Origin of the sequence: Pseudomonas sp. TH21, from assembly GCF_016651025.1 — a bacterium.
Lineage (GTDB): Bacteria > Pseudomonadota > Gammaproteobacteria > Pseudomonadales > Pseudomonadaceae > Aquipseudomonas > Aquipseudomonas aylmerensis.
Map to the genome: position 1 here is coordinate 2612414 of NZ_JAEKEQ010000001.1, position 15300 is coordinate 2627713.

Consider the following 15300-nt stretch of genomic DNA (forward strand, 5'->3'; position numbering starts at 1 on the left):
CGTTGGATTTTTTAAGAGAACTTCATTGGGCTGATGGTGACTATCGACGCCAGCGATGGCCCGCTTGCGCGGACCTTCGCCGAGCCGGTCATGGCATCTGCGGCAGCTCATTGGGGCGCAGGTCGAACACCAGCACCTCGGCATCCTCGCCGTGGCCCAGGCTGATCTGCCGCTCATCCCGCACACGGGCGCCGTCGCCTTCCTGCAAGCGCTGGCCGTTGACCTCAACGCTGCCTCGGGCCACATGCACGTACACATGGCGATCTGGCGGCAAGTCCAGGGTGGCGCTTTCGTCAGCATTGAACAGCCCGGCATACACCCGTGCGTCCTGGCGCACGCTGAGGGAACCGTCTGCACCGTCCGGCGAAATGATCAACTGCAGGCGTCCGCGTTTCTGCGCTGCGCTGAAATGCTCTTGTTGATAGCGCGGCTCGGCACCGGCCACGGCGGGCACGATCCAGATCTGCAGGAAGTGCACGCCACGGCTCTGGCTGTGGTTGAACTCGCTGTGGGCCACACCGCTGCCGGCGCTCATCAGTTGCACGTCGCCGGGGCGGATCACCGAACCGGTGCCCAAGGTGTCCTTGTGTTCCAGGGCGCCTTCGAGCACGTAGGAGAAAATCTCCATGTCGCGGTGCGGGTGCTGGCCGAAGCCCTTGCCGGCGGCGACACGGTCATCGTTGATCACCAGCAGGTCGGAAAAACCTTGCTCGGCGGGGTTCCAGTAGTTGGCGAACGAGAAGGTGTGGAACGACTTCAACCAACCGTGATTGGCGGCGCCGCGTTCCGAAGCTTTGCGAAGGGTCAGCATGGTGGTGTCCTCAAGTGAGCGCGGGCTGCGAGATGCAGGGCGCTGGCGTTGAGAAGAAGGTTACTGGTTACTGTTGGATTCATTAAGGAGATGAAATCTGAATAACTGTCTCCTTGAGGTTGACAGTAATCGACGTGCCATAATGGCTGACGCTTTCCCTTCCTTATAGGTCTCCCGCTTGATGAAAACCGTGGCCATGGCGCTGTTTCCGGACTTCCTCCTGCTCGACATGGCGGGGCCGCTCGAGGTGTTTTCCATCGCCAACCGCTACCTGCCTGCGGCCGACCACTACCAGATACTCACCATCGGCACCGAGCCTGGCCCGTTGCGCGCCTCCAATGGGGTGGTGGTGCAGGCCGACCTGGCGCTGGGCCAGGCGCACGCGGCCTACGACCTGCTGCTGGTGCCCGGCGGGCCCGGTGCCTATAACGAATGCCATCCCGCGCTGTTGCCCTGGCTGCAAGAGGCCGCGCCGCGTGCCCGGCGCTTTGGGTCGATCTGCACCGGAGCGTTTGTGCTGGGGCATGCCGGCCTGCTCGATCATCACCGCGTGACCACCCATTGGCACTACACCGAGCGCCTGATCAAGGCCTTCCCCAAGGCCATCGTCGAGACGGACCGCATCTACCTGCAGGACGGGCGATTGATTACCTCTGGTGGGGTCACGGCCGGTATCGACCTGGCGCTGTCGATTGTGGCCCAGGACCACGGCAAGCAGGTCGCGGTGGACGTGGCCAAGGTGCTGCTGGTGGTCATGAAGCGCCAGGGCGGCCAGGCCCAGTTCAGCCCGATGACAGCCGCCGTCGCGCCCCAGGAAACCGCGATCACCCGCGTGCAGCAGCACGTGCTCGACCACCTGGACCAGCCCTTCAGCATCGAGTCGATGGCCACGCTGGCGGGCATGAGTGCGCGCCACTTCGCGCGGCTGTTTGCCAAGGAGGTGCAGATGACGCCCATGGCCTTCCTGCAGGGCGCGCGTATCGACCGCGCGCGCCAGTTGCTGGAGGCCACCGACCTGCCGCTGAAGACCGTGGCCTTCCACGCAGGTTTTGGCAGCGTGCGGCATATGCGTTTTCTGTTCAGTGAAAAGCTCGGTCTCAACCCGACCCAATACCGGCAGCAGTTCAGTTAGCGTCAGGATGTCCGTCTCGCGCACTCGAATGTCCGTGTCGCTCCCCGTGCCAGCATTGTCCTGTCATCGCCAAGTGGCAAGATAGCCACAGGCCCATGGAACAGGACGCGCAAACGCCCAAGGCCGGGTGTTCCAGCGCGATGACAGCGATGAACAACCTTCAGGCGATGGATGCGAACGGCACGGTGCGTTTCGGTGCCTATGCCTTTCACCGGCAACAGCGGCTGCTCAGCAAGGCCGGGTGGCCGGTGCCCTTGGGCGGCCGCGCGCTGGATATCCTCGCGGTGCTGCTCGAGGCGCCCGGGCAGTTCATCAGCAAGGCCACGCTGATCGAGCGCGTCTGGCCGTGCAGCGTGGTCGAGGAAAGCAACTTGCGCGTGCACATCGCCGCCTTGCGCCGTGCCCTCGACGGGCAACGCTGCATCCTCAACGATCCCCAGCGCGGCTACTGTTTCATTGCGCCGGTGCACGGCGAGCTGTCGTCGCAGTTGCCCCGGCACAATCTGGCGACGCGGCTCAGCCCGGTGATGGGGCGCGATGAATTGCTCGGTGTGCTGGTGCGGCGCCTGTCCGGGCAGCGTCTGATGACCCTCACCGGCTGTGCCGGCGTCGGCAAGAGCACCCTGGCCCTGGCGCTGGCCGAGCGCGTATTGCCACGCTATCGCGCCGGCGTGTGGTGGGTGGACCTCGCCACCGTGCAGGCGCCGACAATGCTGCTACAGCACCTGGCCACAGTGCTGCACCTGGTGCCCACCCGTAGCCCCGTCGAACTATGCCGCCAACTGGCGGGCCGGCAGTTATTGCTGGTGCTCGACGGCGTTGACCCGCTGCTGGGTGCCTGCCGGCATCTGGTGCGCGCGCTGCACGAGCAGGCGCCGCAGGTCAGCGTGCTGATCAGCAGTCGCGAAGCCTTGCACGTGCCTGGCGAATGGGTGCTGCGCGTGCCGCCGCTGGCGGTGCCTGCACCGGCGGTATTGGGCAGCGTCGACCACGCGATGGCTTGCCCGGCGGTGCAACTGTTCGTCGCCCGCGTACGTGCCAGTCAGCAGGACTATGATTTGCGCCCCCAGGACCTGGCACCCCTGCGCGACATCTGCCGACGCCTCGACGGCCTTCCCCTGGCCCTGGAACTGGCGGCCGCCCAGGTCGACGCCCTGGGCGTGCGCGGTTTACAGGCGCAGCTGCGCAGCGGCATACAGACGCTGAGCCGCGGTCGACGCACGGCCGTGGAGCGCCACCAATCGCTGGCCGCTGCCCTGGACTGGAGCTACGAGCGCCTGAGCCTGCCGGAGCGCTGGCTGTTCCTGCAATTGGGCTTGTTCAAAATGGCCGTGACCTTGCCGTCCTTGAGCGTGCTGGTCGCCGGCACCGAGCTGGAACACGCCGACCTTGCCTACCTGCTGGGGCGACTGGTGAGTACCTCATTGCTGAACGTCGAGCCGGGCCCGGGGCCCGCGCGTTATCGTTTGCTCAACAGCACCCGCAGCTACGCCCTCGCGCAGTTGCGCGATCCGGCGCAGGTGGCACGGTTGCAGCAGGGGTATGGGCATTATCTGGGGGCGTTTTCAGGCCGGACGTTTGTCCTGCAACTCGTCGAGCAGGCGGCGTACGCGCAGTAGGTCGCGGGTGGCAAAGCCTTCGGTAAAGCGCCCGTAGACTGAACCGAGCAGATCGCGCGCAGGCTGCAGGCGACCTTGCTGCTGCCAGCGTTGTGCCAATGAGGTCGCGCAACGCAGTTCCCAGGCCAGCGCGCCTTGCTGATTAGCCAGGCCGAGGGCTTCGAGCAGCAGCGCTTCGGCGGTGCCGGTGTCGGCCATGCCCTCGGCGTGCACGCGGATCACTTCGGCGGCGCACCAGCCGGCTGCCCCCGTGCGGGCGCGTTCGAACGCTTGCTCATCGACGACACGCGCGCCGAACGTGATCAGGATGTCGTCTATCAGCCCCAGGCCCTGCAGGTCCTGGTGGCCGGGAATCCCGGCGTAGTGCCCCGCCCAGGTCTGGAACAACTGCACCGAATGCTTGTGGGACTGCTCCAGCAGCAGCGTCTGCAGGCGCTGCGCCGCCTCGTCATCCCCGTTGTAGCGGGCAATGACCACGCCGGCCAGGGCCAGGGTGTAGCAGATCGACGTGCCGTGATTGATCTGCAGCGCCAACTCCAGCGCCTGGCTGGCCACGGCCCAGGCGCGCTCGGGAAAACCCTGCAACCACAGGATGCGCGCCAATACCGTCAGTGAGGCGACGCTCTGGTCATATTGCACGCCCAAGCGATAGGCAAAGCGATTCAGCGAGCCGCTGTGCGCCATGCGCTGGATGACCTGTTCGGCCGTGTGCCGGGCGAGTGCCTGGTTGCCGGTGTAATGCTGCGCCAGCACGTGCAGGCGCTGGGTACTCAGCTCCAGCAGCGGTTCGGTGCGCGGGTCGAGGTGATCGAATTGCACGCTCAGCGCCTGTGCCTGGCGATAATGGCCTGCGCACAGGTTGACCGCCATGTAGCCGGAGACCGCACGCAATTGGCCGGCGAGGTCCTGGCGTTCCTCGGCCAGGCGCCTGGCGCTGGCAAACGCGGCGATGGTCCGCGGTGCGCCGCCCAACGCGTGATAGGACAGGCTGCCCAGGGCCAATTGCAGCTGCATCGTCAATTGCGTGCAGGGCGCACTGGCCTCGGCCATCAGCGCCAGCGCCTTGTCGACATACATCGCATGTTCCCTGACCAGCGACAACTCTTGCCAGAGCGGCATGGCGCTGACCGTCAGGCGGATCGCCAGCAGGTGTTCGCCGCCCTCGGCAAGGCCCCAGTCGAGCGCGGCACGCACGTCCTCGCGCAGTGGCGCGTAGCGGTCGAGCCACGGTTTGGTCGCGATCAACTCCCAGTCGTCCTGCGCCTGCTCCATCAGCGTCAGGCAGCGCACCGCATGGCGCTCGCGCGTGGCGTGCAGCTCGTTGGCGAGGCTGAGCTTTTCCAGGGCGTAGGTACGGGTGATGTCCAGCAGGCGATAGACCATCTCGTCATCGCCCGGCTCCACATTGAGCAAGGATTTGGCCACCAACTGGGTGATCGAGCCCAGCACCTCGGCCGGTGCAATCTGCTCGCCGGCAATCACCGCCGCGGCGCTGGCCAGGCTGAAACCGCCACGGAACACCGCGAGGCGGCGCAAGCACACCTGCTCGCACGCGGTCAGCAGGTCGAAGCTCCAATCCAGCGTGGCGCGCAAGGTCTGATGACGGGGCAGGGCGCTGCGCCGGCCACGGGTCAGCAGGCGGAAGTTGTCTTCCATCTGCACCAGCAGGCGCGGCAGGCCGAAGCGTGCGATCTGTGCCGCCACCAACTCGATTGCCAGCGGGATGCCGTCGAGGCGCTGGCAAATATCAATCGCCAACGGCAGTTCGGCTTCGCTCAGCTCAAAGCGGTCCTGGTGCGACCTGGCTCGCTCGATCAGCAATTGCAGGGCCGGGTAGCCCATGGCCTGGGCGCGATTGCCGGTGGCGGGCGGGCAGGCCAGGGGGTCGAGGCGTTGCACCGACTCGCCCTCGGCGCGCAGGGCCTCGCGGCTGGTGGCCAGGATATGCAGCCGGGGCGCATGGCGCAGCAGGCTTTCGCTGATCAGCGCGATGTCGTCCAGCAGGTGCTCGCAATTGTCGATCACCAGCAGCCACTGGCGTTCCTGCAGGCGGCGCGCGAAGGTGTCCAGGGGTTCATGCTCGACGTGTGTGAGGCCGAGCAGGGCGGCGAGGTTGGGCAGGATCAGTGCCGGTGCGCTGAGGGGCGCCAGGTCCAGCAGGTGGATGCCGTCGCGGTAATGTCCGATCAGCAGTTCGGCCACGCGCAGCGCGACGGTGGTCTTGCCGATGCCGCCGGCGCCGGTCAGGGTGATAAAGCGCTGTTGCGGCAGCTGTTGCACCAGGCGGTCGATCAAGGCCTGGCGGCCGATCACGCGGGTGCGCCGCAGTGGCAGGTTATGGCCCTGGGCTTGCGGGGTGCCATCAGCCGGAAAGGTCATCGGTTCGATGCTCAGTGGCGCAACAAAACTGTAGCCACGCTGGGCCACCGTGACGATATAGCGCTGCCCGGCCTGGCCGTCGCCCAATGCCTTGCGCAACGCGGCCATGTGCACCCGCAGGTTGCCGTCTTCCACCACGCTGTGCGGCCAGACCCGGGCGATCAAGGCCTGCTTGCTCACCACGTTGCCGGCCTGCTCCAGCAGGATCAGCAGGATATCCAGCGCGCGCCGGCCCAGGCGCAATGGCTGGCCGGCCTCCAGCACCAGGCGTTGGCGCGGATGGACGCGGTAGGGGCCGAAATGTACGGCCTGGTCGCTGAGGTCGCTCATGGCGCGCCATGCTCGGAAAAAGGAGTGCGGCCAGCATAGGCCAGGTGCGCCGCCACCACTAGGCCGCGATCACGTCGGGCTTGTGACGCAATTGGTGATTTCGCCAGGTCATCGGGTTGACGCCTTCGCTGCGGGTGAACATATGGCAGAAATGCGCCTGGTCGCAGAAGCCGCATTCGAGGCTGATCTGCGTCAGGCTCAGGGCGGAACCGGTGATCAGTTCCTTGGCCCGCTGGATGCGCTGCTGGCGAATCCATTCCTGCGGCGACAGCCCGGTGGTGCACTTGAACGCGCGGGAGAAATGGCTGCGTGACAGCGCGCAGGCCTGGGCCAGGTCTGCAATCGCCAGGCTTTCGCCGAGGTTGGCGAGGATCAATTGCTTGGCAATGCGCTCGCGCCGGGGGCAGAGGCCGCCGGTCGCGGGCAAGCGGGGAGCACAGTACTCAAGTCGGGCCATGACAGATATCCGCAGTCGATGGGAGCGTTCCCGGTGAATGGATGCAGTGTAGACCGCTGCATTCTTGGCGCCGGACCGTCTGGCTGACGAGTTAATCGTTGTTAATTTTGCCAGCTCAGGCGGCAAAAACCGGCGGAAAAGACAGCACAGCCATGCAATACCACGGGCGGCTCGCGTGCTTATCTGTGGGCCTTTCAGCCGTTTGGATTGCCCCATGAACCGCAACGACCTGCGCCGCGTCGACATGAACCTCTTGGTGATTTTCGAAGCGCTGATGTTCGAGAAGAACCTGACCCGCGTCGCCGAAAAGCTCTTCATGGGCCAACCGGCGGTCAGTGCGGCACTCGGGCGCCTGCGCGACCTGTTCGACGACCCGTTGCTGCTGCGCAACGGCCGGGGCATGGAACCCACGCCACGGGCGCTGGCGATACTCAAGGAGCTGCAACCGGCCATGGACACTATTTCCGGCGCGGTCAGCCGCGCCAAGGATTTCGACCCTTCCACCAGTTGCGCGGTGTTTCGCATCGGCCTCTCCGACGACGCCGAGTTCGGCCTGTTCCCGCCGTTGCTCAGCCAACTGCGCGAAGAGGCGCCGGGCATCATCGTGGTGGTGCGTCGCGCCAACTACCTGTTGATGTCGTCGCTGCTGGCCAGTGGCGAGATCACGGTGGGGGTGAGCTACACCACTGAATTGCCGGCGAATGCCAAGCGCAAGAAGCTGCGCGATATTCCCTGCAAGGTGCTGCGCGGCGACGCCGGCGTGGCGCCGCTGACCCTCGACGACTACTGCGAGCGGCCGCACGCGATGGTGTCGTTCTCGGGGGATTTGAGCGGCAACATTGACCTGGACCTGGCGCGTATCGGCCGGGCCCGCCGGGTGGTGCTGGCGGTGCCGCAGTTCAGTGGGTTGCGTGCGCTGTTGGCGGGCACGCAGATCATCGCCACAGTGCCGGATTACGCGGCCTGCGCGTTGACCGAGGGCACGTCGCTGCGGGCCGAGGACCCGCCGTTTGCGATAGAGGCAGCGGAGCTGTCGATGGTGTGGAGCGGGGTGCATGACAATGACCCGGCGGAGCGGTGGTTGCGGGCGAGAATTTCGGAGCACATGGCGGGGGCTTGATTGAGGAGGTGGGCCCAGCCCACCAGGAATTGGTCACCCATTCTTCCCCGGAATTGGATATTCCTCCCACCACCTCCGGTCACTAACCTAGCCATCAACCCCCACCGTTCCGGAGAACCACCATGCAAGCGCGTACCGATTTCTACACCGCCTCCCCAGACGCCATGAAAGCCATGCTCGCCCTGGAAGCCGCTGTCGGCAAACTGTCCATCGAGTTGCCCCTGCTGGAACTGATCCGCCTGCGTGTTTCGCAGATCAATGGCTGTGCCTTCTGCCTCGACATGCACACCGCCGATGCCCGCAAGGGCGGTGAGACCGAGCGTCGCCTGTACACCGTGTCGGCCTGGCGTGAAACGCCGTTCTTCACCCCGCGTGAGCGCGCCGCACTGGCCTGGGCCGAAAGCCTGACCCTGCTCAGCCAGACCCACGCGCCGGATGAGGACTTCAATGCACTCGCCGCCGAGTTCAGCGCCCAGGAGCAGGTCGACCTGAGCGTGGCCATCGCCACCATCAACAGCTGGAACCGCCTCGCGGTGGGTTTTCGCAAGATGCCCAAGTAAGCCTTAGAAATTCACCGAAGCACTCAGGCGCGCCGTCAGTGGCGCGCCCTGGAACAGATAGTCATCGCCCATGTACTCGCCCGCGTCGCGCCAGTAGCGCTTGTCGAACAGGTTGTCGACGCTCAGGCGAAACACCGTCTCGTAGCCGTCGACCTTGGTGGTGTAGCGGCTGCCGACATTGACCACCGCATAATCCCCGACCTCCACATTCCCGGTACGGTTCGCGTACTTCTTGGCGCTGTACTGCACGCCGCCGAGCACGGCCAATCCATTCACCCACGGCAACGCATAGTCGGCGTACACACTGGCGCGCAGCTTGGGTACGTTGATCGCCTGGTGGTCTTCGTATTCCGGCGTACCGCTGCCGGTCACCCGCGCGCGAATCGCCGCCACACTGGTCGCGATCTGCAAACGGTCGGTGGCCCAGCCGTTGGCCGACAACTCCAGCCCGGTGTTCTTCTGCTCGCCCTGTTGCACATAGATGAACTGATCGGCGCCTTCCGGCTTGGCGTACTGGTAGGCCTGGCGCGTCTGGAATACGGCAGCGGCGAAGCTGATGCGGCGCCAGTCGTATTTCACCCCGGCTTCGATCTGGCGCGAAACGGTCGGCGCGAGGGTTTCACCGTCGTTGGTGGTTGTCCACGGCGCCTGGCCGCCCAAGGACAGGCCTTTGCTGTAACTGGTGTAGAGCGAGATGTTTTCGACTGGCTTGTAGATCAACGAAGCCTGCGGCAGGAACACGTATTGCTGGGTGTGGCGAACCTGGTTGCCAGTGGTCCCGTCGAAGGCTTTTTCGTCCAGGCGCACTTCACGGCCGCCGAGGATGGTTTGCCATTGCTCGTTGAAGCGGATGCGGTCGGTGACGAACAGGCCGTACTGGCGGCTGTCGAGGTTGCGATGGCTGTCGTTGAGCGGCTTGTCGGTGGGGGTGAACGTCGGAGCATCGACGTTGATATTGGTGCTGCCGATGTATTCGTTGACCGACTTGCGCTTGTCGACCACCCGGCGAAAGGCGCTGGTGCCGAAGGTCAGTTCATGGCCCAGGCTGCCCGTGTCGAACAGCCCGGTCATGGCCGCCTGCACTTCGTCGTCGCGGCGGGTGTCGTCGGGGCTGCGGTAGTCGTAGACGTCGTAGTCGCCAGTGGGGCTGAAGAAGGCGGTGCCGCAATCGGTCACGTAGAAGCAGCCATAGGCAAACGAACTGTAGTCATCGATCACCACTTTGCTGCGCGCCGCGCTGAGGTTGCCTTTCCACTGGTCGCTGAAGCGGTATTCGAACTTGCCGTTGAGGTTCAGTGAATCGATGCCCACCTGCTTGGAACCGCTCTGGTGCCCGAGCAACTTTTTCGGCGACGCGCCGTGTGGCACTTCAGTGCCGCCCAGCAACTGGTAGCCGGGCACCGAGCGTTGCTGCTTGTCCTGGTATTCCGCATCCAGCTGCAGCACGGCGTCGGGGCTGATGTTCCAGTCAAAGGCCAGGGACACGAAATCGCGCTGGCCATTGGCGTGTTCCACATAGGAATTGAGGTCTTCATGGGCGACGTTGGCACGCAGGCCGAATTGCTGCTCGCTGCCGAACCAGCCGCCGACATCGGTAGCGATATAACCGCTGCCGCGATCATCGGTGGACACCGTCACCTGGCGCACGTCCTCCGGGCGCTTGGTCACGTAGTTGATCACGCCGCTGGGCTCGGAGATGCCGCTTTGCAGGCCCGCCAGGCCCTTGAGCACTTCCACCTGCTGCTTGTTTTCCAGGGCGACGTTCTGCTCGCCGGTGATGGTGCGCCCGTTGATTTTGTAGCTGCTGGCGGCATTCAGCGAGAAGCCGCGCACCACAAAGTTTTCGTAGTAGCCGATGGGCGCATAGCTGTCGCCCACCGAGGCATCGTTGCGCAGCACTTCACTGAGCAGGCGCGCCTGCTGGTCCTTGATCATCGCGGCGTTGATCACCGTGATCGAGGCCGGCGTGTCCAGCAGCGGCGCCTCGTCGAAGCCCCCGACCGAGGCGGTTTCAGCGCGATAGCCGGACTCATCCTGGCCCTGGACCTGCACCGCTGGCAGCTCCAACTCCGCCGCCAGACTGTGACCGATGCCGCCACTGAGCAGCAGGCCGAGGGCAAAACGTGAAGTGACGACGGGACGAAAACGCAAAACCATGGGGGCAGGGCCTTAAAGCGCAGGGCGGGGGGCGCATAAGCTAGGCATAAGTGCGTACTTTTACAAGTTTTCGAGAATGATTCGCACGCTGAGACATCCCGTCTCAGCCCCTACGCCAATCGCTGCGCGCCTCGACAGCCGCCCCGGCGACCTGCGATAGACAAGGCTTCTCTCATCATTGCAGGAGATCGTCATGGGGATTGCTGGAAAAATCGCGCTGGTCACTGGCGCCGGGCAGGGCATTGGCCGGGCCATCGCCCTGCGCCTGGCACAGGACGGTGCCGACATCGCCCTGGTGGACATCAATGGCGCCAAGCTCGAAGCCGTAGCTGCTGAAGTGGTCGCCCTGGGACGCAAGGCCTCGGTGTTTGTCGCCGACGTGTCCAAGCGCGAACAGGTGGTGGCCGCCGTCGAACATGCGCACCAGACCCTGGGTGGCTTCGACATCATCGTCAACAACGCCGGGGTGGCGCAGATCGATTCGCTGCTGGACGTCAGTCCGGAACAGGTCGAACGCACGCTGGGCATCAACGTGCAGGGTGTGTTGTGGGGAATCCAGGCCGCCGGCAAGAAATTCAAGGCGCTCAAGCAGAAGGGCAAGATCATCAACGCGTGCTCCATCGCCGGCCATGAAGGCTTTGCGCTGCTCGGGGTGTACTCGGCGACCAAGTTTGCCGTGCGCGCCTTGACCCAGGCGGCGGCCAAGGAATTGGCCAGTGCCGGGATCACGGTCAATGCGTACTGCCCGGGCGTGGTGGGCACCGATATGTGGGTTGAGATCGACAAGCGCATGGCCGAGATTACCGGCGCTGACGTCGGCGCGACATACAAGAAGTACGTGGAGGGCATTGCCCTGGGCCGCGCGGAAACGCCGGAAGACGTTGCCGGGCTGGTGGCCTTCCTGGCCGGGCCGGATTCGGACTACATGACCGGCCAAGCCCCGTTGATTGACGGCGGGCTTGTCTACCGCTGACGTGCTTGGCTGACGCGGTCAAAAATGTGGGAGCGGGCTTGCTCGCGAAGGCGCAGTGTCAGTCAACCATGATGCAGCTGATCCACCGCCTTCGCGAGCAAGCCCGCTCCCACACTGATTTGTGGCTGGACTGAATCTTGTGCCTGGCTCAGTTCCCACAGTTTTTGGAAGGGCTGGACTGATTCTTGTGCCTGACACAGTTCCCACAGATTTTGGAGGGGGAGCCTGATTCCTGTGCCTGACACAGTTCCATTGTGGGAGCGGGCTTGCTCGCGAAAGCGGTGTGTCAGTCAACCCTGATGCAGCTGACCCACCGCCATCGCAGGCAAGCCAGCTCCCACACTGATTTGCGGTTGGACTGAATCCTGTGCCTGGCTCAGTTCCCCCAGTTTTGGAGGGACTGGCCTAATTCTTGTGCCTGACACAGTTCCACTGTGGGAGCTGGCTTGCCCGCGAAGGCGCAGTTTCAGTCAACCATGATGCAGCTGATCCACCGCCATCGCAGGCAAGCCAGCTCCCACACTGATTTGTGGCTGGACTGATTCTTGTGCCTGCCACAATTCCACTGTGCGGGCTCGCTCCCACAGGTTCACTGTTTACCAGGCATATCGATGCCCAGTTGGTTGACGCGGCGGTACAGCGTCGCCCGTGAAATCCCCAGCGCCTGCGCCGTCGGCGATGGCTTCCAGCGATGCCGGATCAGCGCATCCAGCACCACCTGGCGCTCCGGGCTCAGCTGAACCTGTGCCTGCAGCGCAACCTGTTCCCCACGCACTTCCACCGGCAAATCCGCCAGTTGCAGGATGCCGCCTTCGCACACCGCGCAGGCATACGCCAGCACGTGCCGCAGTTGCCGCACATTGCCCGGCCAGGCGTAGCCCAGCAGCACTTCGAGCGCCGCCTGGCTGATGCCAGCCGCGATGCCAGTGTGGCGGGCCTCCTGCTCCAGCAGCCGATTGATCAGGGCCAGCTTGTCGGTGCGTTCGCGCAGCGGCGGCAGGCAGAAACGCGCGCAGCCGAGGCGAAAGTACAGGTCTTCGCGAAAACGTCCTTCACTCACCAGTGCCGACAGGTCGCGGTGGCTGGCGCAGATCACCTGGATATCCACTGCACGGGTTTTCGCCGCACCCAGGGGCGCCACCTCACCTTCGGCCATCACCCGCAGCAGGCGCGTCTGCAGGGCCAGCGGCATGTCGCCGATTTCATCGAGGAACAGCGTGCCGCCATCGGCCTGCACCAACAGCCCCGGCATGCCCTTGCTGGATGCGCCGGTAAACGCCCCGGCGACATAGCCGAACAGCTCGCTTTCGATCAGGTTTTCCGGGATCGCCGCGCAGTTCACCGCCACGAACGGCCCCTCGCGCCGAGCGCTGCGCTCATGCAATTGGCGCGCGAAGACTTCCTTGCCGGCACCGGTCTCCCCTTGCACCAGCACCGGCAGGTTACGGTCCTTGACCCGCACCGCCAGGCGCAGGTGTTCATCCACGCGCGGGTCGACCTGGGTGATCGCGACCGCGCGCGCGGGCGTGCGACGCGGCGTGTTGACGCGCACGTGCAGCACGCCGGGTTCGCCCAGCCATTGCAGGTGCTGGGACGATTGATCAGTGACTGCACGCAGGGCATCCAGGTCGAATACCTCGCCGATATGCTCCGGCACCTGGCCAAAGCGCCGACGCAGCGCCAGGCGTGCCTTGCTGTTCAGGGCCTGCAGGCGACCGTCCTGGTCCCAGGCCAGCAGCAGGTCGGGCTGGCTGTCGACATAGCCCGGCGTGCTGTGGGCCTGCAGCACCCAGTGCTGGCGAGCGCTGTGCATGAAGAAGGCGTTTTCGATGGCCTGCGCGCTCTGCGCCACCATCTGCCGCACCAGGTGCTGGCTGCGCCGGTCATCCGGGGACTTGAGCGCCGAGGCATCCAGCACCCCCAGCAGGTTGCCCTGCGGGTCGAACATCGGTGCGGCCGAGCAGGTCAGGTCGATGAAGGCCGCGCGAAAGTGATCGCGCTTGTGCACCGTGACCGCCGCCTTGCTGGTCAGCACCGTGGCCACGCCGCAGGTGCCTTCTTCGGCTTCCGACCAGCACGTGCCCAGGTACAGGCCGGCCTTGCGGCAGTCGCTGCGAATGGCGGTGTCCACGCGGTGGTCGATGGTCTGGCCCTGGGCGTCGGTGAGCATCACGCAGTAGTCGGCGTGGCGCACGCGGTGGTGCAGTTGCCCGACGGCTTCGCCGGCGATGCGCATGAACAGTTCGGCGCGCTCACGGCATTCCTTGAGCAGGGGTTCGCTGAGGATACGTGGCCCCTGCAGGGAGCCGGGGTCCAGGTGATGTTGCTCCATGGAGCGGCGCCAGGAGTCGAAAATCAGCGACGGCACCGGCGCCTGGGGCAGGCGATCGGCATTGCGGACCACGCGACTGACGCAGTCGACGTGCTCTCTGGAGTTCGCGGCGAGCATAAGGCCTCCGGTTCTCGATCTTTGTTGTTATGCCGGCCATTAAGCGCCTATGGGCGCAGGCGGACAAGGGCGGCCTGACCAACAGCCGGGCGTGAGACGCAGCGTCTCACCAGGCCTGAGACGCAGCCTGCAGGCTGCAATGGCGCGTCTCATTCTGCGCAGGCATCGCGCCCCGGTACAACCGCACGGCACTGCTCTGGATCAAGGCTTTGTCAGGTTTTTTCGCGCCTTGGCACAGGCTGTGCTGAACCGCTTGCAGCTGGCCGACGCCAGCCTTTTGTGTGTCGAGACAACCTGGAGAACAACAAGATGTCCACTCACCTGTCCACCGATCAATTGCTGCATGCCTACACCGTGATGCGAACCATCCGTGATTTCGAAGAACGCTTGCACGTGGAGTTCGCCACCGGCGAGATCCCCGGTTTCGTGCACCTGTACGCCGGCCAGGAAGCCAGCGCTGCCGGGGTCATGTCCCACCTCAACGATGAAGATTGCATCGCCTCCAACCACCGTGGCCACGGCCATTGCATCGCCAAGGGCGTGGATGTGTTCGGCATGATGGCCGAGATCTACGGCAAGAAAACCGGCGTGTGCGGCGGCAAGGGCGGCTCCATGCACATCGCCGACCAGGAGAAGGGCATGCTCGGCGCCAACGGCATTGTCGGCGCCGGTGCACCGCTGGCCGCAGGCGCGGCGCTGGCCTCCAAGCTCAAGGGCAGCCAAGGCGTGGCCGTGGCGTTTTTTGGCGATGGTGGTTCCAACGAAGGCGCGGTCTTCGAGGCCATGAACCTGGCCGCGATCATGAAACTGCCGTGCCTGTTCGTCGCCGAGAACAACGGCTATGCCGAGGCCACGGGGTCCGGCTGGTCGGTGGCGTGCAAGGACATTGCCGAGCGCGCCGTGGGCTTTGGCATGCCGGGGGTGATTGTCGATGGCAATGATTTCTTCGCCGTGCATGCGGCGCTTGGCGTCGCGGTGGAGCGGGCACGCAAGGGCGAGGGGCCGACGCTGGTGGAGGTCAAGCTGAGCCGTTTCTACGGCCACTTCGAGGGCGATGCGCAAACCTATCGCGGCCCGGATGAAGTGAAGAACCTGCGCGAATCCCACGATTGCCTGGCGTTGTTCCGCCAGCGGTGCAGCGCCGAAGGCTGGCTCGATGCCGCGCAGTTCGAGCGTATCGACGGCGAGGTCGCACAGTTGATCGAAGACGCCGTGCGCCTGGCCAAGTCCGATCCCAAGCCCCAGGCCGCCGATCTGTTGAGTGACGTGTACGTCGCCTACCGCTAATAACAACAATACTCGGAGAGAATTTC

General features: G+C 64.9%; 11 protein-coding genes. 6 read left to right on the forward strand and 5 right to left on the reverse strand.

Annotation, left to right across the window (positions count from 1 at the left end):
- Positions 1 to 88: 88 nt before the first annotated feature.
- Positions 89 to 811 carry a pirin family protein gene (locus JFU04_RS11520; RefSeq protein WP_201144120.1) on the reverse strand — a complete coding sequence of 241 codons (723 nt, stop codon included), beginning with the start codon at positions 809 to 811 and terminating at the stop codon, positions 89 to 91.
- Positions 812 to 992: 181 nt separating this feature from the next.
- Here JFU04_RS11520 and JFU04_RS11525 point away from each other — a divergent pair, with 181 nt between their 5' ends.
- Complete coding sequence (locus JFU04_RS11525; RefSeq protein ID WP_120448306.1) at positions 993 to 1943, forward strand: GlxA family transcriptional regulator; 951 nt, start codon at positions 993 to 995, stop codon at positions 1941 to 1943.
- Between the two features lie 95 nt (positions 1944 to 2038).
- A complete protein-coding gene (locus tag JFU04_RS11530) occupies positions 2039 to 3562 on the forward strand; it encodes a winged helix-turn-helix domain-containing protein (RefSeq protein ID WP_201144121.1) in 1524 nt (507 codons plus the stop codon).
- Here the strand turns inward: JFU04_RS11530 and JFU04_RS11535 are convergent.
- Together JFU04_RS11535 and JFU04_RS11540 are read right to left on the reverse strand one after the other, a co-directional pair.
- On the reverse strand, positions 3509 to 6271 hold the full coding sequence (locus tag JFU04_RS11535; protein ID WP_201144122.1) for an ATP-binding protein: 2763 nt from the start codon (positions 6269 to 6271) through the stop codon (positions 3509 to 3511). The two genes, JFU04_RS11530 and JFU04_RS11535, sit on opposite strands and share 54 nt — an antisense overlap.
- Positions 6272 to 6329: 58 nt before the next feature.
- The gene (locus JFU04_RS11540; protein ID WP_065906233.1) at positions 6330 to 6728 is read right to left on the reverse strand and encodes a helix-turn-helix domain-containing protein; all 399 of its coding nucleotides are present in this window, start codon (positions 6726 to 6728) and stop codon (positions 6330 to 6332) included.
- Between the two features lie 214 nt (positions 6729 to 6942).
- On the opposite strand from JFU04_RS11540, the gene JFU04_RS11545 reads away from it, so the two are divergent.
- Both JFU04_RS11545 and JFU04_RS11550 read left to right on the forward strand, forming a co-directional pair.
- Positions 6943 to 7848, forward strand: a complete 906-nt coding sequence (locus JFU04_RS11545; RefSeq protein ID WP_106804244.1) for a LysR family transcriptional regulator — start codon at positions 6943 to 6945, stop codon at positions 7846 to 7848.
- A 122-nt stretch (positions 7849 to 7970) separates the two neighbouring features.
- Positions 7971 to 8408, forward strand: coding sequence for a carboxymuconolactone decarboxylase family protein (locus JFU04_RS11550; protein ID WP_065906237.1), 438 nt, complete (start codon positions 7971 to 7973; stop codon positions 8406 to 8408).
- Between the two features lie 3 nt (positions 8409 to 8411).
- Here JFU04_RS11550 and JFU04_RS11555 read toward each other — a convergent pair whose 3' ends face one another.
- On the reverse strand, positions 8412 to 10565 hold the full coding sequence (locus tag JFU04_RS11555) for a TonB-dependent siderophore receptor (protein ID WP_201144123.1): 2154 nt from the start codon (positions 10563 to 10565) through the stop codon (positions 8412 to 8414).
- Between the two features lie 193 nt (positions 10566 to 10758).
- On the opposite strand from JFU04_RS11555, the gene JFU04_RS11560 reads away from it, so the two are divergent.
- On the forward strand, positions 10759 to 11538 hold the full coding sequence (locus JFU04_RS11560) for an acetoin reductase (protein WP_120448310.1): 780 nt from the start codon (positions 10759 to 10761) through the stop codon (positions 11536 to 11538).
- A 589-nt stretch (positions 11539 to 12127) separates the two neighbouring features.
- On the opposite strand, the gene JFU04_RS11565 is transcribed toward JFU04_RS11560, so the two are convergent.
- Entirely contained in the window at positions 12128 to 13987 is a 1860-nt protein-coding gene (locus JFU04_RS11565) for a sigma-54-dependent Fis family transcriptional regulator (RefSeq protein ID WP_201144124.1), read from the reverse strand.
- Between the two features lie 309 nt (positions 13988 to 14296).
- On the opposite strand from JFU04_RS11565, the gene JFU04_RS11570 reads away from it, so the two are divergent.
- On the forward strand, positions 14297 to 15274 hold the full coding sequence (locus JFU04_RS11570; protein ID WP_201144125.1) for a thiamine pyrophosphate-dependent dehydrogenase E1 component subunit alpha: 978 nt from the start codon (positions 14297 to 14299) through the stop codon (positions 15272 to 15274).
- Positions 15275 to 15300 lie beyond the last annotated feature (26 nt).

Coding starts and splice junctions, on each gene's coding strand:
- JFU04_RS11520 (WP_201144120.1), bottom strand. CDS start 811: ATGCTGACCCTTCGCAAAGCTTCGGAACGCGGCGCCGCCAATCACGGT.
- JFU04_RS11525 (WP_120448306.1), top strand. CDS start 993: ATGAAAACCGTGGCCATGGCGCTGTTTCCGGACTTCCTCCTGCTCGAC.
- JFU04_RS11530 (WP_201144121.1), top strand. CDS start 2,039: ATGGAACAGGACGCGCAAACGCCCAAGGCCGGGTGTTCCAGCGCGATG.
- JFU04_RS11535 (WP_201144122.1), bottom strand. CDS start 6,271: ATGAGCGACCTCAGCGACCAGGCCGTACATTTCGGCCCCTACCGCGTC.
- JFU04_RS11540 (WP_065906233.1), bottom strand. CDS start 6,728: ATGGCCCGACTTGAGTACTGTGCTCCCCGCTTGCCCGCGACCGGCGGC.
- JFU04_RS11545 (WP_106804244.1), top strand. CDS start 6,943: ATGAACCGCAACGACCTGCGCCGCGTCGACATGAACCTCTTGGTGATT.
- JFU04_RS11550 (WP_065906237.1), top strand. CDS start 7,971: ATGCAAGCGCGTACCGATTTCTACACCGCCTCCCCAGACGCCATGAAA.
- JFU04_RS11555 (WP_201144123.1), bottom strand. CDS start 10,565: ATGGTTTTGCGTTTTCGTCCCGTCGTCACTTCACGTTTTGCCCTCGGC.
- JFU04_RS11560 (WP_120448310.1), top strand. CDS start 10,759: ATGGGGATTGCTGGAAAAATCGCGCTGGTCACTGGCGCCGGGCAGGGC.
- JFU04_RS11565 (WP_201144124.1), bottom strand. CDS start 13,987: ATGCTCGCCGCGAACTCCAGAGAGCACGTCGACTGCGTCAGTCGCGTG.
- JFU04_RS11570 (WP_201144125.1), top strand. CDS start 14,297: ATGTCCACTCACCTGTCCACCGATCAATTGCTGCATGCCTACACCGTG.